At 65.7% G+C, this 23,704-nt stretch carries 29 protein-coding genes; 23 read left to right on the plus strand and 6 right to left on the minus strand.

Features of this window, described 5'->3' with window-relative positions; genetic code table 11:
- The first annotated feature begins 51 nt into the window (after window positions 1-51).
- From ffh to rpsP, 5 genes are read left to right on the plus strand one after another with little or no spacing between them, the layout of a single operon-like run.
- Complete coding sequence (gene ffh / locus E0E05_RS00225; protein ID WP_131614856.1) at window positions 52-1,614, plus strand: signal recognition particle protein; 1,563 nt, start codon at window positions 52-54, stop codon at window positions 1,612-1,614.
- Window positions 1,614-2,162, plus strand: a complete 549-nt coding sequence (locus tag E0E05_RS00230; RefSeq protein ID WP_131614857.1) for a GNAT family N-acetyltransferase — start codon at window positions 1,614-1,616, stop codon at window positions 2,160-2,162. Before ffh ends, E0E05_RS00230 begins: the two co-directional genes overlap by 1 nt.
- Entirely contained in the window at window positions 2,159-2,737 is a 579-nt protein-coding gene (locus tag E0E05_RS00235) for a GNAT family N-acetyltransferase (RefSeq protein WP_131614858.1), read from the plus strand. The genes E0E05_RS00230 and E0E05_RS00235 overlap by 4 nt, the downstream gene beginning before the upstream one ends.
- An 8-nt stretch (window positions 2,738-2,745) precedes the next feature.
- Complete coding sequence (locus E0E05_RS00240) at window positions 2,746-3,105, plus strand: chorismate mutase (protein WP_131614859.1); 360 nt, start codon at window positions 2,746-2,748, stop codon at window positions 3,103-3,105.
- Between the two features lie 18 nt (window positions 3,106-3,123).
- Window positions 3,124-3,552: a 30S ribosomal protein S16 gene (gene rpsP, locus E0E05_RS00245; RefSeq protein ID WP_131614860.1), complete on the plus strand. Its 429-nt coding sequence runs from the start codon at window positions 3,124-3,126 to the stop codon at window positions 3,550-3,552.
- Between the two features lie 5 nt (window positions 3,553-3,557).
- Here rpsP and E0E05_RS00250 read toward each other — a convergent pair whose 3' ends face one another.
- A complete protein-coding gene (locus E0E05_RS00250; RefSeq protein ID WP_131614861.1) occupies window positions 3,558-3,992 on the minus strand; it encodes a DUF1284 domain-containing protein in 435 nt (144 codons plus the stop codon).
- 11 nt (window positions 3,993-4,003) lie between these two features.
- On the minus strand, window positions 4,004-4,588 hold the full coding sequence (locus tag E0E05_RS00255; protein ID WP_131617826.1) for a biotin transporter BioY: 585 nt from the start codon (window positions 4,586-4,588) through the stop codon (window positions 4,004-4,006).
- Between the two features lie 263 nt (window positions 4,589-4,851).
- On the opposite strand from E0E05_RS00255, the gene E0E05_RS00260 reads away from it, so the two are divergent.
- The 15 genes from E0E05_RS00260 (at window position 4,852) to E0E05_RS00330 (ending at window position 19,301) form a co-directional block, all read left to right on the plus strand.
- Entirely contained in the window at window positions 4,852-5,430 is a 579-nt protein-coding gene (locus tag E0E05_RS00260; RefSeq protein ID WP_210215740.1) for a protease inhibitor Inh/omp19 family protein, read from the plus strand.
- 18 nt (window positions 5,431-5,448) lie between these two features.
- The gene (zapE, locus tag E0E05_RS00265) at window positions 5,449-6,612 is read left to right on the plus strand and encodes a cell division protein ZapE (protein ID WP_131614863.1); all 1,164 of its coding nucleotides are present in this window, start codon (window positions 5,449-5,451) and stop codon (window positions 6,610-6,612) included.
- Complete coding sequence (locus tag E0E05_RS00270; protein ID WP_131614864.1) at window positions 6,609-7,019, plus strand: VOC family protein; 411 nt, start codon at window positions 6,609-6,611, stop codon at window positions 7,017-7,019. Before zapE ends, E0E05_RS00270 begins: the two co-directional genes overlap by 4 nt.
- Window positions 7,020-7,244: 225 nt before the next feature.
- On the plus strand, window positions 7,245-8,207 hold the full coding sequence (gene mdh, locus E0E05_RS00275; RefSeq protein ID WP_131614865.1) for a malate dehydrogenase: 963 nt from the start codon (window positions 7,245-7,247) through the stop codon (window positions 8,205-8,207).
- Window positions 8,208-8,223: 16 nt separating this feature from the next.
- On the plus strand, window positions 8,224-8,814 hold the full coding sequence (locus E0E05_RS00280; protein ID WP_131614866.1) for a hypothetical protein: 591 nt from the start codon (window positions 8,224-8,226) through the stop codon (window positions 8,812-8,814).
- Window positions 8,815-8,839: 25 nt separating this feature from the next.
- Window positions 8,840-10,042 (plus strand): ADP-forming succinate--CoA ligase subunit beta, encoded by a 1,203-nt coding sequence (sucC, locus tag E0E05_RS00285; RefSeq protein ID WP_131614867.1) that lies wholly within the window; start codon window positions 8,840-8,842, stop codon window positions 10,040-10,042.
- Between the two features lie 3 nt (window positions 10,043-10,045).
- Window positions 10,046-10,966 carry a succinate--CoA ligase subunit alpha gene (gene sucD, locus E0E05_RS00290; RefSeq protein ID WP_131614868.1) on the plus strand — a complete coding sequence of 307 codons (921 nt, stop codon included), beginning with the start codon at window positions 10,046-10,048 and terminating at the stop codon, window positions 10,964-10,966.
- A 4-nt stretch (window positions 10,967-10,970) separates the two neighbouring features.
- The gene (locus E0E05_RS00295; RefSeq protein ID WP_131614869.1) at window positions 10,971-11,369 is read left to right on the plus strand and encodes a nuclear transport factor 2 family protein; all 399 of its coding nucleotides are present in this window, start codon (window positions 10,971-10,973) and stop codon (window positions 11,367-11,369) included.
- 43 nt (window positions 11,370-11,412) lie between these two features.
- Window positions 11,413-14,406 (plus strand): 2-oxoglutarate dehydrogenase E1 component, encoded by a 2,994-nt coding sequence (locus tag E0E05_RS00300; protein ID WP_131614870.1) that lies wholly within the window; start codon window positions 11,413-11,415, stop codon window positions 14,404-14,406.
- 50 nt (window positions 14,407-14,456) lie between these two features.
- Entirely contained in the window at window positions 14,457-15,740 is a 1,284-nt protein-coding gene (gene odhB / locus E0E05_RS00305; RefSeq protein WP_131614871.1) for a 2-oxoglutarate dehydrogenase complex dihydrolipoyllysine-residue succinyltransferase, read from the plus strand.
- Window positions 15,741-15,794: 54 nt separating this feature from the next.
- Window positions 15,795-16,046, plus strand: coding sequence for a DUF4160 domain-containing protein (locus E0E05_RS00310; RefSeq protein ID WP_131614872.1), 252 nt, complete (start codon window positions 15,795-15,797; stop codon window positions 16,044-16,046).
- Window positions 16,043-16,339 (plus strand): DUF2442 domain-containing protein, encoded by a 297-nt coding sequence (locus E0E05_RS00315; RefSeq protein ID WP_131614873.1) that lies wholly within the window; start codon window positions 16,043-16,045, stop codon window positions 16,337-16,339. The genes E0E05_RS00310 and E0E05_RS00315 overlap by 4 nt, the downstream gene beginning before the upstream one ends.
- Before the next feature lie 33 nt (window positions 16,340-16,372).
- Entirely contained in the window at window positions 16,373-17,782 is a 1,410-nt protein-coding gene (gene lpdA, locus E0E05_RS00320) for a dihydrolipoyl dehydrogenase (RefSeq protein ID WP_131614874.1), read from the plus strand.
- A gap of 65 nt (window positions 17,783-17,847) precedes the next feature.
- Window positions 17,848-18,345, plus strand: a complete 498-nt coding sequence (locus E0E05_RS00325) for a pyridoxamine 5'-phosphate oxidase family protein (protein WP_158629234.1) — start codon at window positions 17,848-17,850, stop codon at window positions 18,343-18,345.
- 173 nt (window positions 18,346-18,518) lie between these two features.
- Complete coding sequence (locus E0E05_RS00330) at window positions 18,519-19,301, plus strand: MipA/OmpV family protein (RefSeq protein ID WP_131614876.1); 783 nt, start codon at window positions 18,519-18,521, stop codon at window positions 19,299-19,301.
- A 99-nt stretch (window positions 19,302-19,400) separates the two neighbouring features.
- Here the strand turns inward: E0E05_RS00330 and E0E05_RS00335 are convergent, their stop codons facing one another.
- Window positions 19,401-19,598, minus strand: a complete 198-nt coding sequence (locus E0E05_RS00335; protein ID WP_131614877.1) for a hypothetical protein — start codon at window positions 19,596-19,598, stop codon at window positions 19,401-19,403.
- Window positions 19,599-19,790: 192 nt separating this feature from the next.
- Here E0E05_RS00335 and E0E05_RS00340 point away from each other — a divergent pair, with 192 nt between their 5' ends.
- Genes E0E05_RS00340 through E0E05_RS00350 form a run of 3 tightly spaced genes read left to right on the plus strand, consistent with a single transcriptional unit; the run spans window position 19,791 to window position 21,284 of the window.
- A complete protein-coding gene (locus E0E05_RS00340) occupies window positions 19,791-20,363 on the plus strand; it encodes a hypothetical protein (protein WP_131614878.1) in 573 nt (190 codons plus the stop codon).
- A 4-nt stretch (window positions 20,364-20,367) separates the two neighbouring features.
- Entirely contained in the window at window positions 20,368-20,916 is a 549-nt protein-coding gene (gene hpt, locus E0E05_RS00345; protein ID WP_131614879.1) for a hypoxanthine phosphoribosyltransferase, read from the plus strand.
- A gap of 2 nt (window positions 20,917-20,918) precedes the next feature.
- Window positions 20,919-21,284 (plus strand): response regulator, encoded by a 366-nt coding sequence (locus E0E05_RS00350; protein ID WP_131614880.1) that lies wholly within the window; start codon window positions 20,919-20,921, stop codon window positions 21,282-21,284.
- A gap of 26 nt (window positions 21,285-21,310) precedes the next feature.
- Here the strand turns inward: E0E05_RS00350 and E0E05_RS00355 are convergent, their stop codons facing one another.
- From E0E05_RS00355 to fdxA, 3 genes are all read right to left on the minus strand, one after another.
- Window positions 21,311-22,177, minus strand: coding sequence for an RNA polymerase factor sigma-32 (locus tag E0E05_RS00355; RefSeq protein ID WP_131614881.1), 867 nt, complete (start codon window positions 22,175-22,177; stop codon window positions 21,311-21,313).
- A 238-nt stretch (window positions 22,178-22,415) separates the two neighbouring features.
- Window positions 22,416-22,991, minus strand: a complete 576-nt coding sequence (locus tag E0E05_RS00360) for a CarD family transcriptional regulator (RefSeq protein WP_131614882.1) — start codon at window positions 22,989-22,991, stop codon at window positions 22,416-22,418.
- Between the two features lie 324 nt (window positions 22,992-23,315).
- On the minus strand, window positions 23,316-23,654 hold the full coding sequence (gene fdxA / locus E0E05_RS00365; RefSeq protein WP_039723866.1) for a ferredoxin FdxA: 339 nt from the start codon (window positions 23,652-23,654) through the stop codon (window positions 23,316-23,318).
- Window positions 23,655-23,704 lie beyond the last annotated feature (50 nt).

Here is a 23,704-nt window from a genome sequence, read left to right on the forward strand (position 1 = left end):
CGTGCGCGCCGGACGGTCCGGTGCCGACGCAATCGGGAATGGGCAAGGCCAATGTTTGAATCGCTTCAGGACCGGCTTGGTTCGATCTTCCAGGGGCTGACGGGCCGTGGCGCGCTGTCGGAGAAGGATGTCTCCGCGGCGCTGCGCGAGGTCCGGCGCGCGCTGATCGAAGCGGACGTGTCGCTCGAAGTGGTGCGCGGCTTCATCGAGCGGGTGCGCGAAAAGGCGGTCGGCGTCGATGTTCTCAAGTCGGTCAAGCCCGGCCAGATGGTCGTCAAGATCGTCCATGACGAACTGGTCGAGACGCTGGGCGCCGACGCCGAGACGATCGATCTGAACGCGCCCGCGCCGGTGGTCATAATGATGGTCGGCCTACAGGGCTCGGGCAAGACGACGACGACCGGCAAGATTGCCAAGAGACTGACCGATCGCGACCGCAAGAAGGTCCTGATGGCCTCGCTCGACACGCGCAGGCCCGCCGCCCAGGAACAGCTCAAACAGCTCGGCGAACAGACCGGCGTCGCGACGCTTCCGATAATCGAGGGGCAGGACCCGGTGGCGATCGCCAACCGCGCCGTGCAGGCCGGCAGGCTCGGCGGCCATGACGTCGTCATCCTCGACACCGCAGGCCGCACCCATATCGACGAGCCGCTGATGGTCGAGATGGCCGACATCAGGAAATCGGCGTCGCCGCACGAGGTGCTGCTCGTCGCCGACTCGCTGACCGGTCAGGACGCGGTGAACCTGGCGCGCTCCTTCGACGAGCGCGTCGGCATCACCGGCCTTGTCCTGACCCGGATGGACGGCGACGGCCGTGGCGGCGCTGCGCTTTCGATGCGCGCTGTCACCGGCAAGCCGATCAAGCTGATCGGCACCGGCGAGAAGATGGATGCGCTGGAGGAATTCCATCCCAAGCGCATCGCCGACCGGATCCTCGGCATGGGCGACATCGTCTCTCTGGTCGAAAAGGCGGCCGAGAACATCGACCAGGAAAAGGCCGAGGCCATGGCCAGGAAGATGGCCTCGGGCAAGTTCGACCTCAACGATCTGGCCGACCAGCTCCGCCAGATGCAGAAGATGGGCGGCATGGGCGGCCTGATGGGCATGATGCCCGGCATGGGCAAGATGAAGGACCAGATGGCCGCCGCCGGCATGGACGACAGGATGTTCGGCCGTCAGCTCGCCATCATCTCGTCGATGACCCCGCACGAGCGCGCCCATCCGGACGTTCTGAAACATTCGCGCAAGAAGCGCATCGCCGCCGGCTCGGGCACCAATGCCGCCGAGATCAACAAGCTTCTGAAGATGCACCGCCAGATGGCCGACATGATGAAGTCCATGAAGGGCAAGCGCGGCGGCGGCATGATGGGCAAGCTGTTCGGCGGCATGGGGGGCGGCATGCCCGGCGGAATGGGCGGGATGCCCGATCCGTCGCAGATGAGCGCCAAGGATCTCAAGAAGCTGCAGAAGCAGGCCGAGCAGATGGGCCTGGGCGCGCCCGGTGGCGCGCCGCCCGGCGGTCTTCCCGGGATGGGCCCCGGCGGGCCGAACCTGCCCGGCCTCGGCACCGGTCCGGGCCTGCCGGGCCTGCCCAAAGGCAAGAAGAAGCGCTAATGAACGTCCTTTCCGAAATCCCGGTCGTCGAGACCGAACGCCTGATCCTGCGCGGCTGGCGTCAGGACGATGTCGACGCGCTGGCCGCGCTGTTCGCCGACGAGGCCGGCACGCGCTTCACCGGCGGCACCATGGATCGGGCCGGCGCGTGGCGCCAGATGGCCGCCTATGCCGGACACTGGGTGCTCAAGGGATGGGGGCCGTTCGCCGTCACGCTCAAGGACGGTGGCGAGACGATCGGCTACTGCGGTCCATGGGATCCCGAAGGCAAGGCGGACGAACCCGAGATCACCTACGGGCTCGCGCCGGCCTTCCATGGCAGGGGCTACGGCACCGAGGCCGTGCGTGCCGCGCTGCGCTTCGCCCGAGAGACGCTCGGTTGGCCGACGGCGGTCAGCTTCATCGACAGGGACAATCACGCCTCGCTGGCCGTCGCCCGCAAGCTGGGCGCGCGCCGCGATGGCGAGGCGCTGCTTTACGGATCGGTGCCCGTCGAGATCTGGCGCTATCCGGGGGCCGAAACAGGCAGCGCGGAGACGGCGGCATGAGCCATGGCGGCATCGACATCCCGGTCATCGAGACCGGGCGGCTGATCCTGCGCGGCTTCACCGAGCGCGATTTTCCGGCCTATGCCGCCATGCGCGCCGACGCGGAGGTGATGACGTTCCTCGGCGGGCCGCAGGACCCGCACACCGCCTGGCGCGGCATGGCGGCGATGGTCGGCCATTGGGCGCTGCGCGGATACGGCTTCTTCTGCGTCGAGGAGAAGGCCAGCGGCACGTGCATCGGCCATTGCGGGCCCTGGTATCCGCATGACTGGCCGGACTACGAGATCGGCTACACGCTGGCGCGCTCGGCCCAGGGCAAGGGCTACGCCACCGAGGCGGCCCGCGCTGCGCTGCGCTTTGCCTATGAAGACCTCGGATGGACCACGGCGATCAGCGTGATCGATCCGCACAACCATGCCTCGCAGAACGTGGCCCGAAAGCTGGGCGCAACGAAGGAACGGCAAGACGTCCCGATCTGGGACTTCATCGCCGACATCTGGCGGCATCCGTCGCCCGATCAGTTCCTGGCTGGTGGCGATCATCACCAGCCCAACGACGAGCACTGCCAACAATGAAGGACCAGATGCCGACAGACGACGACACCGAACGCGCCCGCTCACTGCTGGCCGGAATGCGCGCGTCGATCGACAACATCGATGCGGCGATCGTCTACATGCTGACCGAACGCTTCCGCTGCACCGAGACCGTCAGCCGGCTCAAGGCCGAGCACGATCTGCCGTCGGCCGATCTTGTGCGCGAGGCCGAACAGGCCGACCGGCTGCGCGGCCTGGCCGACGAGGCCGGATTCAGCCCCGATTTTGCCGAAGCCTATCTGCGCTTCGTTATCGACCATGTCATGCGCCATCACGATGCCATCGCCGCCGGAGAAACCGGCGTCGATCTGGTCCGGCGCAGCGAACATCATCATCCCAACGCCATTTGAACCGACAGGAGTAACCCTATGGCACTGAAACTGCGTCTGGCCCGTGCCGGGTCGAAAAAGCGCCCCTACTACCACATCGTCGTCGCCGACGTGCGCTCGCCGCGCGATGGCCGCTTCATCGAGCAGGTCGGCTCGTGGAACCCGATGCTGCCCAAGGATGGCGAGGCGCCGCGCGTCAAGCTCGACGAGGAACGCGTCAAGCACTGGCTCGAGATGGGCGCGCAGCCGACCGACCGCGTCCTGCGCTTTCTCGATCAGGCCGGCCTCGCCAAGCGCCCGGCGCGCCAGAACCCGAAGAAGGCTCTGCCCGGCAAGAAGGCCCAGGAACGCATCGAAGAGCAGCGCATGAAGGAAGAAGAGGCCCGCCAGGCCGCCGACGAAGCCGCTGCTGCCGAAGCCGAAGCGCCGGCACAGGAAGCCCCGGCCGAGGCCGAAACCACCGAGTAGGCCGGTCAGCCCGCAGGACGTTCGGAGCTGATCCGGGCGTTCCGGTACCCGTTGCCGGCGATCGACGTGCACAGCGCCTGCCAGGGGCAGCCCTGACAGGCGGCGCGGGTCGTCTCTTCGGCGAATGCCCGGCGCAACCGGTCCAGCGTTGATGCATCGAAACTAATCGTGTCGCCCGGTGCGACCGGGCGCCCGAGAAGCGCGGCCACGTCGGCGGCTGCCCGCCTGTCGCGCGCGGCGGGCCGTGCCTTGAAGCAATGGGCCTGCGCATCGTTCAGAAGCGGCGCGCACATATCGTCCGGGCCCTCGACGATCAGTGCCGGCTCGCCGGCGGACAAGCGCGCCGCGAGGGCGTCCGCGCGCCGGACGAACGCCTCGCTGTAGCCCTTGCCGACATAGGTCAGCAGGCACAGCAGGTGATGGGCCCTCAGCCGGACCATGCCGGCCGCCGTCAGCCGGATCGCTTGCGCAAGGTCCCGCGTGTCGCGACGCCGAGGATCGCCGCCCCCGTCACCGCCTTCAGCAGCGCTCCGACAAGGAACGGCATCACGCCTGATGTGATCGCCAGATCGGGTCCGACCAGCAGGGCAAGCCACGCCGCCCCAAGCACGAGGCACAACAGATTGCTGATCAACTGTCCGAGAAACGCAAGCACGACGCGGTGACCGTTCCAGCCGCGCTCGGCGAGCCATCCCGCCACGGCGCCGGCAACCGGGAAGGCGAACAGGTAGCCGGCCGTCGGGCCGACGAAGTGATGGGCGCCCGCCGCACCGCCGGCGAGAACCGGAAGACCCATTGCGCCCTGAGCCAGCCAGGCCGTGATGGTGATCGCGCCCAGGCGCCAGCCATAGAGCGCGCCGACAAGGGCCACGGCAAGCGTCTGCATGGTTACCGGGACCGGTTTCAACGGCACCTCGACATAGGACGAGGCAGCCAGCAGCATGGTGCCGAGCACCACGGCTCCGACCTGCCAGGAGAACGAACGCCCCAGTGGCTTCAGGGGACTGAACCCAGCGGAAGAAACATAACCCGACATCAACGGCTCCTTGGCTTGCGTGACCCGGTCTTGTGTGACGGGCCGTCGAGGGCCATACCAGCGCGGCCGCAACGACTGCAAGTCAATCCCGCTTCCCCGGCGTTGGGTTGTCGCGCAGGAAAAAGCGAGCCGGGCAAGCGGCTGTTAACCTTGTTTTTTCCTTCTTTCGCCTTTTTATTGGTCAAGGAAGGGCGCAAGACATGGCGGCGCGCCGAGCGTCGCAGGATTGGAGAAGGGACATGGGCAGGACCCAGGCAGGCCCGTTGGCCGTCATCATCATGGCGGCCCTGGTGGTATCGGGCTGCACCAGCAATCGGGTGGGCGGGCTGAACACGCAGCCTTCGCCCCTTACGCCCGCACCGTCGGGGACAGTGACGAGCAACCAGTTGCCGCCGCCGACGCAGCCGGGCGTGGGTTCGCCCGCCATCGGTCCGGACGGATTCCCGATCGCGCCCGGCCAGACCGGAGTGGCCTCCGCCGATCCGAACGCCGACACGACGGACCCCGACGCCGTCGACGGTGCCGACACCGATTCCAGCGTCGTCGAGGTCGCCTCGGCCCAGCCGGTCTCCCGCGAGGAGATGGTCGGCGCCTGGCGCGTATCGACCCAGGGCGCCGACTGCCAGATGTTCATGGCGCTGACGCGCTGGTCGACCGGTTTCCGCGCCGCCTCGCGCGGCTGCCCGGGCGATGCGGCCAATGTTTCGTCCTGGAACATCAACGGCAACCGCGTCGTGCTCAGCGATTCCGGCGGCAACCAGGTGGCGACGCTGTTCTCGTCCGGCTCCGGCCGGTTCGACGGTCAGACGTCGGGCGGCCAGGCCATCAGCCTCGCCCGCTGATCGCGGAGGCGGGGCACCATGCCCGAACGGATCCGGCCCGGCGACCAGGTGGCCACGCGCTACCGCGAACTGGTGCGCGAGGGCGCGATCGCCGACGATCCCGCCCAGCGCGCGCTCGCCGACAAGCTCGACGAGATCAACCGGGCCGTCGCCTCGATGCGGCTGGCATCGAAATCGTCGTCGCTGGGCTGGCTGTTCGCCAAAAAGGCGCCCCGTTTCGATCAGGTGCGCGGCCTTTACATCCACGGCTCGGTCGGGCGCGGCAAGACCATGCTCATGGACTTCTTCTTCCGCGCCTGCCCGGCCCGGCGCAAGCGCCGCGCCCATTTCCATGATTTCATGGCCGACGTGCACGACCGGATCGCCGCCCATCGCGCCGCGCTGAAGGCGGGCGAGGTCAAGGGCGACGACCCGATCCCGCCGGTGGCCCGCGCCATCTCCGACCAGGCGCGCGTTCTGTGTTTCGACGAGTTCACCGTGACCGACATCGCCGACGCGATGATCCTGTCACGCCTGTTCACCGCCCTGTTCGAGCGCGGTGTGGTGTTGATTGCGACCTCGAACGTGCCGCCGCACGATCTCTACAAGGACGGTCTCAATCGCGGGCTGTTCACGCCGTTCATCGACGTGCTGATGGCGCACACCGACGTGTTCAGCCTCGATGCGGACCGCGACTACCGGCTTGGCCGCCTCGCCCATACCCCGCTCTACATGACCCCGCTCGGGCCACAGACCGACATGGCGATGGAAGCGGCGTGGGTGAAGATCACCGGCGGCATCGGCGCCGCGCCGGCACGGATCGCGGTCAAGGGGCGGCATATCGAGGTGCCAGCGGCGGTGCTCGATGCGGCCCGGTTCAGCTTCGCCGATCTGTGCGAGGCGCCGCTCGGCGCGCGCGACCATCTGGCGATCGCCCGGCAGTACCGCACGCTCATGGTCGAGAACGTGCCGGTGATCGGCGACGGCCGGCGCAACGAGGCCAAACGGTTCATCAACCTGATCGACACGCTCTATGACAACCGCAACAAGCTGGTCGTCTCGGCCGACGCGCAGCCGGACGCGCTCTATCAGGCAACCAGCGGCACCGAGGCGTTCGAGTTCGAACGCACGGCCTCGCGGCTCAACGAAATGCGGTCCGAGGACTGGCTGGCCGGCGGACAACCCCTCGCAAGGGCGTCGTGAGCGCCCGGATCGCGCTCGTCACGCTGGTGGTGCCCGACTATGACGCGGCGATCGCCTTCTATCGCGACGCGCTCGGCTTCGATCTTCTCGAGGACACGCCGCTCGGCCCGACCAGGCGCTGGGTCCGCGTCGCGCCGAAGGGCGGTGGCACGGCCCTGCTTCTTGCACAGGCGGACGGCGCCGGGCAGCACGCCGCGATCGGCAACCAGACCGGCGGCCGCGTCGCCTTCTTCCTGGAGACGGACGATTTCGAGCGCGACCATGAGCGCTTTCGCCGGGCCGGCGTTCGGTTTGCCAAACGACCGCGCCGGGAACCCTACGGAACGGTCGCGGTGTTCACCGATCCGTTCGGCAATCGCTGGGACCTGATCGAACCGGCCCGTCCGTCGTCGCCCGCGCCGACCTGACGCAGGGGAACCACCCGGACCGATCAGCACGGACAGGGTGACGATGCGCGATCTGATTTACGTTTACGTAAATCCCGGATTGGCTAACCGATTGAAATCGCTGATTACGAAAGTTTTGGTTGATTTCCTTCCGGCCTTGGTCCACGCCCACGGCATCGATCGGGGGAGACCGGGCAGCCGCACGGGTCGTCCCTTCCACAATGACGAACGGGGACGACCGCGCAGATGGCACGCAACAAGATCGCACTCATCGGTTCCGGCATGATCGGCGGAACGCTGGCCCACATGATCGGGCTGAAGGAACTGGGCGATGTTGTCCTGTTCGACATCGCCGAGGGCATCCCCCAGGGCAAGGGGCTCGACATTGCCGAATCCGCGCCGGTCGACGGGTTCGACGCGCGCTTCACCGGTGCCAATTCCTACGAGGCGATCAAGGGCGCCGACGTCTGCATCGTGACCGCCGGCGTGCCGCGCAAGCCCGGCATGAGCCGCGACGATCTGCTCGAGATCAACCTCAAGGTGATGGAGCAGGTCGGCTCGGGCATCCGCAAATATGCTCCCGAGGCATTCGTCATCTGCATCACCAACCCGCTCGACGCGATGGTCTGGGCGCTGCAGAAGTTCTCCGGCCTGCCCCGCAACATGGTCTGCGGCATGGCCGGCGTGCTCGACTCGGCCCGCTTCCGCCATTTTCTCGCCGAGGAGTTCGACGTGTCGGTCGAGGACGTCACCGCCTTCGTGCTCGGCGGCCATGGCGACACGATGGTGCCGCTGACCCGCTATTCGACCGTCGGCGGCATTCCGCTGCCGGACCTGGTCAAGATGGGCTGGACCACCAAGGACAAGCTCGACGCCATCGTCCAGCGCACCCGTGACGGCGGCGCCGAGATCGTCGGCCTGCTGAAAACCGGTTCGGCCTATTATGCGCCCGCCTCCTCGGCGATCGCCATGGCCGAAAGCTACCTGAAGGACAAGAAGCGGGTCATGCCCGTGGCCGCGCACCTGTCGGGCCAGTACGGCGTCAAGGACATGTATGTCGGCGTGCCGACCGTCGTCGGCGCCGGCGGCGTCGAGCGGATCATCGAGATCGACCTGAACAAGTCCGAGCAGAAAATGTTCGACAAGTCGGTGGAATCGGTCGCCGGCCTGTGCGAGGCCTGCGCCAAGATCGCGCCGAACCTGAAGTGAGGCGCGCGGAGACCGGATGATCGTCTTGCGCACCATCTCCACGCTCGCCGCCGCGGGGTTCGCCGCGGCGATCGCCGTTTCAGGTGCCGGAGCGGCCGAGAGCGTCTACACCGACCTCGATCTCGACGCCTGCACGATGCTCGACTTCCACGAGGAGTCGGGCAGCGCCGGTTTCCAATGCGAGGGCCTGCCCGGCTACCCGGTGTTCGCCAGCGAGGGCGATCTGCGCTTCGACGTTGACTTCGGCGTGCCGAACGAGCGCTGGGAGAGCTTTTCTCCGTTCAACGCCATCAACGACGTGGTGGAATGGCGCGTGACGGACGGCGAACCGCATGCGGCGATCCTGCGCTATCTGATCGATACCGGCGTCACCGGCGGTCCCGAGGACAAGGGGCAGTTGCTGGTCGTCTCCAGCGTTGGCCGCGAAGGGGCGCCGGGCTGCGTGGTGGCGCTCGTCGACGCGGCCATCGAGCAGGCCAACGGCGTGGCGCGCGGCGCCGCGGCCATGGCGCCGCTTTTCGCCTGCGGCACCCATGCGCCGGTGGCGATCGGGCCCGAAGGCAGTTTCGCATTCAGCTTCTCCGGCATGGCGCCGGAAGGCCAGTGAAGGTCAACCAGAAGAGGCAGACCGCATGAACATCCACGAATATCAGGCCAAGCGGCTTCTTCATTCCTACGGCGCGCCCGTCGCGCCCGGCGTTGCCGTCTATTCGGTCGAGCAGGCCGAGGAATGGGCCAGGAAGCTGCCGGGGCCGCTCTACGTGGTCAAGAGCCAGATCCATGCCGGCGGACGCGGCAAGGGCAAGTTCAAGGAACTGGGCGATGACGCCAAGGGCGGCGTGCGGCTGGCGCATTCGGTCGAGGAAGTCGTCGACAACGCCCGCGAAATGCTCGGCAACACGCTGGAGACCAAGCAGACCGGTCCGGCCGGCAAGCAGGTCAACCGGCTCTATATCGAGGACGGCGCCGACATCGACCGCGAACTCTACCTGTCGATCCTGATCGACCGCGCGACCGGCAGGCCGGCTTTCGTCGTGTCGACCGAAGGCGGCATGGACATCGAGGCGGTCGCCGAAGAGACGCCCGACAAGATCACCACGCTGCCGATCGATCCGGTCAAGGGCATGACCGAGGCCGACGCCAAGAAGCTCAACCGGGCGCTGAAGCTGACCAAGCAGGCGGCCAAGGACGGGCTGGACCTGTTCCCGACGCTCTACAAGGCGTTCACCGAAAAGGACATGAGCCTGCTCGAGGTGAACCCGCTGATCGTCATGAAGGACGGCCGGCTGCGCGTGCTCGACGCCAAGGTGTCGTTCGACGGCAACGCGCTGTTCCGCCATCCCGACATCGTCGAGTTGCGCGACATATCCGAAGAGGACGAAAAGGAGATCGAGGCCTCAAAGCACGATCTCGCCTATGTCGCGCTCGACGGCAACATCGGCTGCATGGTCAACGGCGCCGGCCTTGCCATGGCGACCATGGACATCATCAAGCTCTATGGCGCCGAGCCGGCGAACTTTCTCGATGTGGGCGGCGGCGCGTCCAAGGAGAAGGTGACGGCCGCCTTCAAGATCATCACCGCCGATCGCAACGTCAAAGGCATCCTCGTCAACATCTTCGGCGGCATCATGCGCTGCGATGTGATCGCCGAGGGCGTGGTCGCGGCGGTCAAGGAAGTCGGCCTCAAGGTGCCGCTCGTCGTGCGGCTCGAAGGCACCAACGTCGATCAGGGCAAGGCGATCCTGAACGACAGCGGCCTCGACATCATCGCCGCCGACGATCTCGACGACGCGGCCAAGAAGATCGTCGCGGCGGTCTCCGAAGGGAAAGAATAATCCATGTCCATTCTGGTCAACAAAGACACCAAGGTCCTCGTTCAGGGCCTGACCGGCAAGACCGGCACCTTCCATACCGAACAGGCGCTCGCCTATTTCGGCACGCAGATGGTCGGTGGCATCCACCCCAAGAAGGGCGGCGAGACCTGGACGGCCGGCGAGGGCGCCGGCGAAAAGGCGGGCGCCGAACTGCCGATCTTCGCCACCGTCGCCGAAGGCAAGAAGGCGACCGGAGCCAACGCCTCGGTCGTCTACGTGCCGCCGGCGGGCGCGGGCGATGCGATCATCGAGGCGATCGACGCCGACATTCCGCTGATCATCTGCATCACCGAGGGCATCCCCGTGATGGACATGGTCAAGGTCAAGGCACGGCTCGACAAGTCCAAGTCGCGCCTGATCGGACCGAACTGCCCCGGCGTTCTGACGCCCGAGGAGTGCAAGATCGGCATCATGCCGGGCCGCATCTTCAAGAAGGGCTCGGTCGGCATCCTGTCGCGCTCGGGCACGCTGACCTACGAGGCCGTCTTCCAGACCACCAACGAGGGGCTCGGCCAGTCGACCGCGGTCGGAATCGGCGGCGATCCGGTCAAGGGGACCGAATTCATCGACATGCTGGATCTGTTCCTCGACGATGACGAGACCGAATCCATCATCATGATCGGCGAGATCGGCGGCAGCGCCGAGGAAGACGCCTGCGAGTGGCTCAAGGCGCAGGCAGAAAAGGGCCGCAAGAAGCCGATGGTCGGTTTCATCGCCGGCCGCACCGCCCCGCCCGGACGCACCATGGGTCACGCCGGCGCGGTGATTTCCGGAGGCAAGGGCGGCGCCGACGACAAGATCAAGGCGATGGAGGATGCGGGCATCCGCGTCTCGCCCTCGCCGGCGCAACTGGGTTCGACGCTGGTCGAGGTGCTGAAGGGCTGACGCATTGACCGACAGTACGCGCACCGCGGTCGACAACTGGTACGCCGCCATCAAGGCCGGCGACTGGGCCGCCCTGCGTGACGCGACCACAACGGACATCGTTGTGGACTATCCCGCGCCGGACGGGGCGTTGCCGTGGTCGGGCGAATGGAAAGGGCCCGATCGATTGCAGGCGTTCTTCAGGACGATCGGCGACCATCTCAGTGTGGACCGGGTCGAAGTCACCGACACTTTCGAAACCGACGATGCGTTCATCACGGTTCTGAAGGGACAGTGGACGGTTCGCAGCAACGGCCGAAAGGTCAATGCCCGGGCGGTCAATATCTTCAGGATCAGAGACGGGCTCGTTGCCCGGTATCAGGTGCATAACGACACGGCCGCGTTCGCAAAGGCGCTGGACTGAAACGAGGCTCTGGGAGACGGCGGAAACGCCCGAGGGAATGAAAATGGCACGCAAGGATCAGGCCAACGACATCTTCGCCGGGACATCGTTCCTCTACGGCGGCAACGCGCTCTACATCGAGCAGATGCAGGCGCGCTACGAGGAGGACCCGGCCTCGGTCTCCGAGGAATGGCGCAGCTTCTTCGAGGGCCTGGCCGACAATCCCGACGATGTCATCAAGGTGGCCGACGGCCCCTCATGGGAGCGCGACAACTGGCCGATCGCGCAGAACGGCGAGCTGACCTCGGCGCTCGACGGCAACTGGGGCGAGGTCGAGGCGCACATGAACGGCAAGCTCGCCGAGAAGGCGCGCGCGGCCGGCGAAGGCATCTCCAGCGAGGAACTGCTGCGCGCCACCCGCGATTCGGTCCGAGCGATCATGATGATCCGCGCCTATCGCATGCGCGGCCATCTGCACGCCGATCTCGATCCGCTCGGCCTGGCCGGCCACAAGGAGGACTATAACGAACTGCACCCGTCCTCCTACGGGTTCCAGGAGAGCGATTACGACCGGCCGATCTTCATCGATCACGTGCTCGGGCTCGAGTATGCGACGATCCCGCAGATGCTCGACATCCTCAAGCGCACCTATTGCGGCACGATGGCGGTCGAATTCATGCACATCTCCAATCCCGAGGAGAAGGCATGGCTGCAGGAACGCATCGAGGGACCGGACAAGGGCGTGGCCTTCACGCCCAACGGCAAGAAGGCGATCCTGCAGAAGCTGATCGAGGCCGAGGGCTTCGAGCAGTTCATCGACGTCAAGTACAAGGGCACCAAGCGCTTTGGCCTCGACGGCGGCGAGGCGCTCATTCCCGCGCTCGAGCAGATCATCAAGCGCGGCGGTCAGCTCGGCCTCAACGACATCGTGCTCGGCATGGCCCACCGCGGCCGTCTGAACGTGTTGACCCAGGTGATGGGCAAGCCGCACCGGGCGCTGTTCAACGAGTTCAAGGGCGGTTCGTTCGTCCCCGATGACGTCGAGGGCTCGGGCGACGTCAAGTATCATCTGGGCGCCTCGTCGGACCGCGAGTTCGACGACAACACGGTGCACCTGTCGCTGACCGCCAACCCTTCGCATCTGGAAATCGTCAATCCGGTCGTTTTGGGCAAGGCGCGCGCCAAGCAGGATCAGCTCGCCGGCGGCGCGCACCGGCCCGAGATCGTGCCGCTGCCCGAACGGGTGAAGGTGCTGCCGCTGCTGCTGCATGGCGATGCGGCGTTCGCCGGCCAGGGCGTGGTGGCCGAGTGCTTCGGGCTTTCGGCGCTGCGCGGCCACCGCGTGGCGGGCTCGATCCACTTCATCATCAACAACCAGATCGGCTTCACGACCAACCCGTACCTGTCGCGCTCGTCGCCCTATCCGTCCGACGTCGCCAAGATGATCGAGGCGCCGATCTTCCACGTCAATGGCGACGATCCGGAAGCGGTCGTCTACGCCGCCAAGGTGGCGACCGAGTTCCGGATGAAGTTCCACAAGCCGGTCGTCATCGACATGTTCTGCTACCGGCGCTTCGGCCACAATGAGGGCGACGAGCCGGCGTTCACCCAGCCGATCATGTACCGGACGATCCGCAAGCACAAAACGTCCGTCCAACTCTATTCCGACAAGCTGATCGCCGAGGGGCACGTGACGGTCGACGACGTGGAGAAGATGAAGACCGACTGGCGCGAGCATCTGGAGATCGAGTTCCAGGCCGGCGAGGACTACAAGCCCAACAAGGCCGACTGGCTGGACGGCAAATGGTCCGGCCTGCAGCGCGCCGACAACCAGGACGAGCGCCGGCGCGGCAAGACCAACGTGCCGCTGAAGACGCTCAAGGAGATCGGCAAGCGGCTGACCACCGTGCCCGAGGACTTCAACATCCACCGCACGGTCAAGCGCTTCCTCGACAACCGCGCCAAGATGATCGACAGCGGCGAGGGCATCGACTGGGCGACCGCCGAGGCGTTGGCCTTCGGCTCGATCCTGCTCGACGGCCAGGGCGTGCGCCTTTCGGGCCAGGACGTCGAGCGCGGCACCTTCTCGCAGCGCCACTCGGTGCTCTACGACCAGGAATCCGAGAAGCGCTATACCCCGCTGAACGAGATCAAGGCCGGGCAGGGCCGCTACGAGGTCATCAACTCGATGCTCTCCGAGGAGGCGGTGCTCGGCTACGAATATGGCTACACGCTCGCCGAGCCGAACGCGCTGACCCTCTGGGAGGCACAATTCGGCGACTTCGCCAACGGCGCCCAGGTGATCTTCGACCAGTTCATCTCGTCGGGCGAGCGCAAATGGCTGCGCATGTCGGGTCTGGTCTGCCTCCTGCCGCACGGCTATGAGGGCCAGGGCCCGGAGCATTCGTCGGCACGGCTGGAACGGTTCCTGCAGATGTGCGCCGAGGACAACATGCAGGTCGCCAACTGCACCACGCCTGCGAACTATTTCCACATCCTGCGCCGGCAGCTCAAGCGCGAGTTCCGCAAGCCGCTCATCCTGATGACGCCGAAATCGCTGCTGCGGCACAAGCGGGCCACCTCGACGCTGACCGAGATGAGCGGCGAGAGCGCCTTCCACCGCCTGCTGTGGGACGATGCCGAGTACCGCAAGGACGACAGCGCCATCAAGCTGGTCACCGATTCCAAGATCCGCCGCGTGATCCTTTGCACCGGCAAGGTCTATTACGACCTCTACGAGGAGCGCGAGGAGCGCGGCATCAACGATGTCTACCTGCTGCGCATCGAACAGCTCTACCCGTTCCCGGCCAAGGCGCTGATCACCGAACTGTCGCGGTTCAGGAACGCCGAGATGGTCTGGTGCCAGGAAGAGCCCAAGAACATGGGCGCCTGGGCGTTCATCGATCCGTATCTGGAATGGGTGCTCGCGCACATCAACGCCAAGCATGACCGCGTGCGCTACACGGGCCGGCCGGCCTCGGCGTCGACCGCCACCGGCCTCATGGGCACCCACAAGGCCCAGCTCGAAGCGTTCCTCGAGGACGCGCTCGGCGACTGAACGGGACCGAACCAAAACCAACACGACTGTCACAGTCCGGGAAAGAGACGATGTCGAAGGAAATCCGCGTACCCACACTCGGTGAGTCGGTCACCGAAGCCACGATCGGCCAATGGTTCAAGAAGCCCGGCGACACCGTCTCCGACGGCGAGACCCTGGTCGAGCTGGAGACCGACAAGGTCACCCTCGAAGTGCCGTCGCCGGGCTCGGGCACGCTGGCCGAGATCGCCGCCAACGAGGGCGACACGGTCGAGGTGGACGCTCTGCTCGGCACGCTGACCGAAGGCGAGGGCGCGCCGGCCAAGGAAGCACCGACAAAGGAAACCCCGGCCCCGTCGGGTTCGGAGGCCGAATCGCCGGGCATGAAGGAAGCCAGGGACGAGCCGCAGCCGATCGGCGACCACGGCGCCGAACCGGAAAACTTCCCCGGCAAGACCGACATGCAGCCCTCCCCGGCCGCAGCCAAACTGATCGACGAGAACGATCTGGACGCCAGCAACATCGGCGGCTCGGGCAAGCGCGGCCAGGTGCTCAAGTCGGACGTGCTCGATGCGATCGCCAAGGGCACTGGCGCCCCGTCGGAGCCCGCCGAGACGCCTAAGGTGGCCCGGGCGCCCTCGGCGCAGGAGGATCAGGTGCGCGAGGAACGGGTGCGCATGACCAAGCTGCGCCAGACCATCGCCCGGCGCCTGAAGGACGCGCAGAACACCGCCGCCATGCTGACCACCTACAACGAGGTGGACATGAGCGCGGTCATGGCGATGCGCTCGAAATACAAGGATCTGTTCGAGAAGAAGCACGATGTGAAGCTCGGCTTCATGGGCTTCTTCACGCGGGCCGTCTGCCATGCCCTCAAGGAGATCCCCTCGGTCAACGCCGAGATCGACGGCACCGACATCATCTACAAGAACTACGCGCACATCGGCGTCGCCGTGGGCACCGACAAGGGGCTCGTCGTGCCCGTCGTGCGCGATGCCGACCGGATGTCGATCGCCGAGGTGGAACTGGAGATCGGGCGGCTCGGCCGGGCGGCCCGCGACGGCAACCTTTCGATGGCCGACATGCAGGGCGGCACCTTCACCATTTCGAACGGCGGCGTCTACGGTTCGCTGATGTCCTCGCCGATCCTGAACGCGCCCCAGTCGGGCATTCTGGGCATGCACAAGATCCAGGAACGCCCCGTCGCGCTGAACGGCGAGGTGGTGATCCGGCCGATGATGTATCTGGCGCTGAGCTACGATCACCGCATCGTCGACGGCAAGGAGGCGGTGACGTTCCTGGTCCGTGTCAAGGAGAGCCTGGAAGACCCCGAACGGTTCGTGCTGGATCTGTAGGGGCGATGAGCGTTCTTCGCCACATAGTACGCCCTTCGGCGCGGTGATTGCGCGATGCCGCGGATTGCCAGCGTTGAGGGCGTGGCGATCTATATGTACGCTGACGATCACCCGCCGCCACATGTCCACGCGCGGTTTGCAGGAGACGATATGATGGTGGAAATCGAAAATGCCGGTGTCCTGCGCGGCGACCTGCCGGCGGGGAAGAAGCAGGCCGTACTTGCCTGGGTCCTCGCGTCGACAAGCCCGCTGATGCAGGCTTGGCTGGACCTGCGAGCCGGACGCCTCCCGGAGAAAATCCGATGAGCATCCCCCAAGACGTGCGCGCCCGCGAGGTAGAGGTCGTATTGCCAGGCGTTCTCAAGATGACGTGGGATGACGGCTATGTCGGCCTCGTCGATATTCGCCCGATCATCAAGGAGGGCCCGATGTTCGCCTTCCTCCGCGACGATCCGGACAGTTTCGCCGGCGTCCGGATCGGCGAGCATGGACACAGCATCTACTGGCAGGATCCGCAGGGCAACGAGATCGACTTCGGTGCCGACACGCTTCGCCAACGTGCCGAACGTCAGGCTGCCATCCTTGAACTTGCCAGCTAACCAACACGCCGCCGCCAGAGGGGACAGCAGGATATGAGCTATGATGTCGTGGTAATCGGTTCGGGCCCGGGCGGCTATGTGTGCGCGATCAAGGCCGCGCAGCTTGGCCTGAAGACGGCGATCGTCGAGAAATGGCCGACGCTCGGCGGCACCTGCCTGAACATCGGCTGCATCCCGTCCAAGGCGCTGCTGCACGCTTCGGAGATGTTCCATCAGGCCGGCCATGACCTCAAGCCGCTCGGCGTCGACGTCGGCAAGCCCAAGCTCGATCTCAAGGCGATGCTCGCCCACAAGGACGCGACGGTCAAAGCCAATGTCGACGGCGTCTCCTTCCTGATGAAGAAGAACAAGGTCGATGTCCTGCAGGGCACCGGGTCGATCCTGGGCGAAGGCAAGGTCAGCGTCACGCCCGAAAAGGGCGAAGCGCAGGAGATCGAGACAAGGAACATCGTCATCGCGACCGGCTCCGATGTCGCCGGCATTCCCGGCGTCGATGTCGCGTTCGACGACAAGGTGATCGTCTCGTCCGAAGGCGCCCTCAAGCTGGAGAAGGTGCCCGCCAAGATGATCGTGGTGGGTGGCGGGGTGATCGGGCTCGAACTGGGCTCGGTCTGGTCGCGTCTCGGCGCCGAGGTGACGGTCGTCGAATATCTCGACACGATCCTTGGCGGCATGGACGGCGATGTATCGCGCCAGTTCCAGAAGCTTCTGGCCAAGCAGGGGCTGACCTTCAAGCTCGGCGCCAAGGTCACCGATGTGCACAAGGCCGGCAAGGGCGGCCATGTCACCTACGAGCCGGTCAAGGGCGGCGACGCCGAAACGCTCAATGCCGATGTCGTGCTCGTCGCCACGGGCCGCAAGCCCTACACCGAGGGGCTTGGCCTCGAGAAGGCGGGCGTCGTGCTCGACGACCGCGGCCGGGTCGACATCAACGAGCACTGGCAGACCTCGGTCACCGGAATCTGGGCGATCGGCGATGTCGTCAGGGGACCGATGCTCGCCCACAAGGCCGAGGACGAGGGCATGGCCGTCGCCGAACGGATCGCCGGCCAGGCCGGCCACGTCAACTACGGCGTCATCCCGAACGTCGTCTATACCGAGCCCGAGGTCGCCTCGGTCGGCAGGACCGAAGAGGAACTGAAGGCCGACGGCGTCGAATACACCGTCGGCAAGTTCCCGTTCAGCGCCAACGGCCGCGCTCGCGCGATGCTGGCGACCGACGGCTTCGTGAAGATCCTTGCCGACAAGACCACCGACCGCGTGCTCGGCGTGCACATCGTCGGCCGCGGTGCCGGCGACCTGATCCACGAATGCGCCGTGCTGATGGAGTTCGGCGGATCGTCCGAGGATCTGGCGCGCACCTGCCATGCCCACCCGACCATGAGCGAGGCCGTCCGCGAAGCCGCGCTCGCCTCGGCCACCGGCAAGCCGCTGCACATGTAACGGTCGCGGCGATGGAACCATCGCCGCCGCCTCCTGTTCCTCATCGGAACAAGGAGGCACGACAGATGGCAGACATTTCCAAGGCCCACACCGATCCCAAGGGACAGCTCTGGGAGGCGGTCGAGAACGCCACCGCAATCATGGTCGGCAGCACCGATCACAGCCAGCACATGCAACCGATGGCGCCGCTTCTGGCACGCGACGAGGAAGCGATCTGGTTCTACACCAAGGCCGACACCGAACTGGCGCAGACCGTGGGATCGCAAGGCGGCACCGTGCATGTCTGCCTGATCGGCAAGGATCACGATTTCCACGCCTGCCTGCGCGGGCACCTGTCGGTGCAACGCAGCCCCGAACACATCGAACGGTTCTGGTCGCCGATGGCCGAGGCCTGGTTCGGCGACAAGGACAATCCCGGCCTGACCATGCTTTGCTTCAAGCCCGGCCATGCCGAAATCTGGGCTTCCACCGACAGCCGTATCCGGTTCGGCTGGGAGATCGCCAAGGCCAACGTCACCGATGCCGAGCCCGATGTGGGCTACAAGACCGAGATCAACTTCTGATTTCGGTCGATGCGCGCCTGCGGCGGTTAACCGAGCGTTAACGCTGTCATTCAAATGCCCGCCGTTTCATCGATCCATCAGGGTTGGTGAGCGTATGATGGTGCGGGGACACGGATTGACTCAGACGCTGATTCATCGTTCGTGCCCGTAACGCGTGCCTGTCGAGGATTTGCATGAACCGGGTCAAGAAAACCGCCGTCGCGGCCCTTTTGCTCACGCTCGGACCGGTCCTGCCGGCCTGGGCCCAGTCGGATGGCTATGGGGCGCCTCCGGCGCAACCGGGCATCGAATTCGAACTTGGCGGCGGCGCCAACGCCGCCCCGCGCTATGAGGGTTCCTCGGAAATTCTCCTGTCGCCCTATCCGATCGTCCGGCTGAAGCGCCTGGCCCTGCCGAACGGCTTCCAGATCGGCGGCGGGCGCGAAGGCGGCTTTTCGGTATCGCCCTCGTTTGCCGTGCGTGGCGAACGCACCGCACGCGACACGCCGGCCCTGACCGGCCTCGCCAATGTCGACCTTGCGGTGGAAGTGGGCGTCGAAGCCTCCTACGAGGCGCAGTGGCTGCGCCTGCATGCCAATCTCCGGCGCGGCTTCGGCGGTCATCATGGCTGGACGGGCGAAGCGGGCATCGACGCGGTCGTGCGCCCCGAAGAGGGCCTCAAGCTTTATGCCGGCCCGCGCATCTCCTATGCCGACAATGGCTATATGGACACCTATTTCAGCGTTCCCGCCGGCACGCCCGGCTTTGCCACCTTCGATGCATCCGCGGGCATCAAGTCGTGGGGCGTCGAGGCCGGCATGCGCTTTGATGTCAGCGAGGGCTGGGCCGTCGAGGGCATGGCCGGTTATCACCGCCTGACCGGCGACGCGGGCGCCTCGCCCGTCACGGCCGTCGGCAGCCGCGACCAGTTTCACGTCCGGTTCGGCGTGCTGCGCAAGTTCCGCATCGATTTCTGATCGTTCGTCGGCCACCGGCCGCAACCTCTTAGAACGAAAACCGGCGCCGGAGGGATCCGGCGCCGGTTTCGTGATCGGAGGTCTGCGAGCGTCGTGATGTCAGGCGTTCTGCCAGGCTTCCAGATACTCGATCAGCCATGCATCCACCGGCGCTTCGGCCACCTCGACCCTGGTCATCTTGCCATGGTCGACGGGCGTCTGCGCGACGACGTCCTTGCTCCAGTTGCAACCTGCCGAGGCAACGGTTGCGCCAGCCAGAAGAAACGCGGCTGTCAGCGACACGGTTTTCATCCGCATTGGACAGTCTCCTTCGTTGCGGCCCCATGACGGGACAATAAAAGGCTAGGGCAGGCTCGCCTGTGCGCAAAGGGCGCAGATCACCATCAATTCTTGCCGCAACGCGTCATCACCGGTGCGACGCGAAACAAATGGTTAACCTTCAGGACGATAGGTCTGGGCGAACCGAACGCACACAAATGGACGGCGGGCGTGAATTTGCAGTCCGACGAGATCGTCGACGCCGAGTTCGAATCGCTCGGCCGCACCGGGTCGACCGGCGGAACCACGGCGCCCAATCACACGTCGGACGCACCGCCGGCGCACGGGCTGGGCCTGTTCCGCGCGGGCACGGCCGAGCCGCGGGGCGGACGGCCGATGCCGCTGCCGGCCTTTGCGGCGATCGCCACGCTGAGTGCGTGCGCATCCTTCTACGTTGCCGGCGGCCATGTGTTCTTCCATGGCATCCCCACGCCTTCGCCGACGCCCGCCGCTGTCCCGGTCACGCCGGTCGTTCTCGACGGGGCGACGACGCGCGTCGACACCTCCGGCGGCCGCGCCGTGATCGTCGTGCGGGCCGGGCTTCGCAACACCGGCACGACGGCGACAACCGCGCCGTCAATTGCGATCACCTTCGACCGCGCCGACGGAAGCGGCTCGGTCACCCACACGGTCAGCCGCGGCGAACGGCTCGCACCGGGCGAGCGGATGGCCTTTACAACCCGCATCCCCGCGGGCGATTATGGCTCCGTCGAGCCGCGAATCGCGTTGACCCCCAGCCATTGAGCAAATGCAGATCGTCCGAGGAAAGCGTATCGAAGTGCTCTTCCCCGCCTCGGCGATCGCCCGGCGGAACCTCGAGCTCGCCAAGGAGATCGCCCAGCGCGAATATCACGACCTGCTCGTCATCTCGGTCCTCAAGGGCTCGTTCATCTTCGCCGGCGACCTGATCCGGGCGATGCATGATGCGGGCCTTTCGCCCGAGGTCGAGTTCATGATGCTGTCGGCCTATGGCGCGGGCACGACCGCCGGCGAGGTCAAGCTGCTGCGCGACATTGACAGCGACGTGCGCGACCGCGACGTGCTGCTGATCGACGACATTCTTGAATCGGGAACGACGCTCACCCATGCCCGGCGGATCCTGCTCGATCGCGGCGCGCGTTCGGTGTCGATCGCCGTTCTGCTCGACAAGCGCACACGGCGGCATGCCGATACGCCGCTCGACGCCGATTTCATCGGCTTTGAATGCCCCGATCACTTCGTGGTCGGCTACGGCATGGATGTCGGCCATGCCTTTCGTGAACTGCCCTATGTGGGCGTTGTGACGGGAGACGCGTGACGATGGCGCAGATTCTGGTTGTCGACGACGATGCTTCGGTTCGCGGCTTCACGGCCCGCGCGCTGACACTGGACGGCCACACGGTCGACGAGGCCGACGATGGCGATCTCGCGCTCGAACAGATCGCCGAGCGCGCGGGCGCCTACGATCTGGTGCTGTCGGACATCCGCATGCCCGCCATGGACGGCATCGCCATGGCCAGGAACGCGGTCAAGGACTTCCCGGATTTGCGGATCCTGCTGATGACCGGCTATGCCGAGCAGCGCGAACGCGCCGCCGACGTCGACAAGATCGTCATCGATGTGGTGTCCAAGCCGTTCACGCTGGCCGATATCCGAGGCGCGGTGAACGAGGCGCTGGCTGCCTGAACCGGGCCCGGTCGGAGGCCGGCCGTTCAGGCGTAGGTGGAGGCGACGGCCGGGTTGTCGCGAACCAGCGCGGCCCGCAATTTCTCGAGCGCCCGATTCTCGATCTGCCGCACGCGTTCCTTGGAGATCCCCAGTTCCGTGCCCAGCGATTCCAGCGTCGCGCCGTCCTCGGACAGGCGACGCTTGGCGATGATGCGCATCTCGCGTTCGTTCAGCACGCCCATCGCTTCCTTCAGCCAGACCGAACGCCGTTCGGTGTCGATCTGGTCTTCGACCAGTTCATCCTGCAGCGGCCGGTCGTCGACCAGAAAGTCCATCCGGGTCGACGACGCGCTTTCATCGTCGGTGAAGGTCTGGCTGAGCGAGGTGTCTGGGCCGGACAGGCGCGAATCCATCAGCGCCACATCCTTCTCGCCGACACCGAGCGCCTCGGAAATCTGGCGATACATGGCCGGCTGGGACAGCGGCTCGTCGGAACGGCTGAGCTTGGCCCGGAGCCGCCGGAGATTGAAAAAGAGCGCCTTTTGCGCGGAGGAGGTTCCGCCGCGCACGATCGACCAGTTGCGCAGGATGTAATCCTGCATCGAGGCGCGGATCCACCATGTCGCATAGGTCGAAAAGCGGACCTCGCGCTCCGGCTCGAACCGGGCGGCCGCTTCGAGCAGGCCGACATAGCCTTCCTGGATCAGGTCGCTCATCGGCAGACCGAACGAGCGGAACTTTGACGCCATGGAAATGACCAGCCGCATATGCGCTGTGGTGATCTTGTGGAGAGCTTCCTGGTCGCGCGCTTCCTTCCACCGCACCGCAAGAGCATGCTCTTCCTCGCGTTCGAGGTAGGGTGCCGTCATGGCGAGGCGCACCATGTCGCGTCGTGCCGGTTCGTTCGTCATCGCGCTCTCCCTTGCACGAGGCTTTCGCCACGATATGCAAGGTTTACGCGGCCGGTGGCGCAGCGGTTCACGGGGATATGTAAAAAGTTAAGACCAAAGTTCCATGGAACGGCCCGTTTCCGGCCAAATCCGGAGCCATTCCAGCCACTTCGGCCGCCCGGGATTTTTCGGCTGCCATCGACGAAAAAAGCCGGCGCGAAATCGCGCCGGCTCACAATTTGGTCGTCAAGCGGTCGGTTCAGGCGGCCTGTTCCTGCGAGCCCGCTTCGTCGTTCTCGGCCTTCGCGGTGCGCTTGGGCCCCATGTTCAGGTGCGTCTCGATCAGGCGGACCGCCTCGGTCTCGGAGACCTTCTTGACGGCGGCGATCTCGCGCGCCATCCGGTCGAGCGCGGCCTCGTAGAGCTGACGCTCCGAATAGGACTGCTCGGGCTGGTTTTCGGCGCGATAAAGGTCGCGAACCACCTCGGCGATCGAGATCAGGTCGCCCGAATTGATCTTCGCGTCATATTCCTGCGCGCGGCGCGACCACATGGTGCGCTTGATCCGGGCCCGGCCCTGCAGGACCTTCAGCGCGCGGTCCACGAAGCCGCCCTCGGCGAGCTTGCGCATGCCGATCGACAGCGCCTTGGCCACCGGCACTTTCAGGCGCATCTTGTCCTTCTGGAATTCGATGACGAACAGTTCCAGCTTGTGACCGGCCACTTCCTGCTCTTCGATGGCCGTGATCTGGCCAACGCCGTGTGCGGGATAGACGATGTACTCGTTCGTCTTGAAACCCTGGCGCTGGGCCGGTTTTTTGGGCGAAGATGCCATGCTTTTCATACTCCCTGCCGGACGACACACATGTCGGGCTATGGTTGCGGCCGAAGCCGGTTAGGCAATGTCATCCGCGCACGACAAAGCCGGGAAGCGACCGCTCTCGGCTGGAAAGCTCCAGACCGCGAACCGATCAAGACCCGGCTCAAACCCTTGTGGAAGTGCGCACGCCGATGCGCGTCATCGTGGCTGAAAACGACATTAGGACATACTTAACATTTTTTGCCCGCATTTTCAACGCAGCGGCCGCCGAATGCGCCCGTTTGACGCGCAATTGCGCCCGTTGGTTAACCGCCGGCTGAAATGCGAAGCCCCGGCCCGTCAGTCGCCTTCACCCGGTTCGGCGGAGAAGAACGCCTCGAACTTGCCGGGCTTACCGTCATAGTCGTCGGCGTCCGGCATCGGGTCCTTCTTGACCGTGATGTTGGGCCATTTGTCGGCATATTCGGTGTTGATCTTCAGCCATTGGTCGAGCCCCGGCTCGGTGTCCGGCTTGATCGCATCGGCCGGGCATTCGGGCTCGCAGACCCCGCAGTCGATGCATTCGTCGGGATGGATGACGAGCATGTTCTCGCCTTCGTAGAAACAGTCGACCGGACACACCTCGACGCAGTCCGTGTATTTGCAGCGGATGCAATTGTCGGTCACGATGTAGGTCACGGTGTCACTCCAAGTTTACACGCCGCAAAGTTGACTTAAAAGGTTCTGTT

The sequence above is a fragment of the Roseitalea porphyridii genome (assembly GCF_004331955.1).
GTDB classification, from domain to species: Bacteria; Pseudomonadota; Alphaproteobacteria; order Rhizobiales; family Rhizobiaceae; genus Roseitalea; species Roseitalea porphyridii.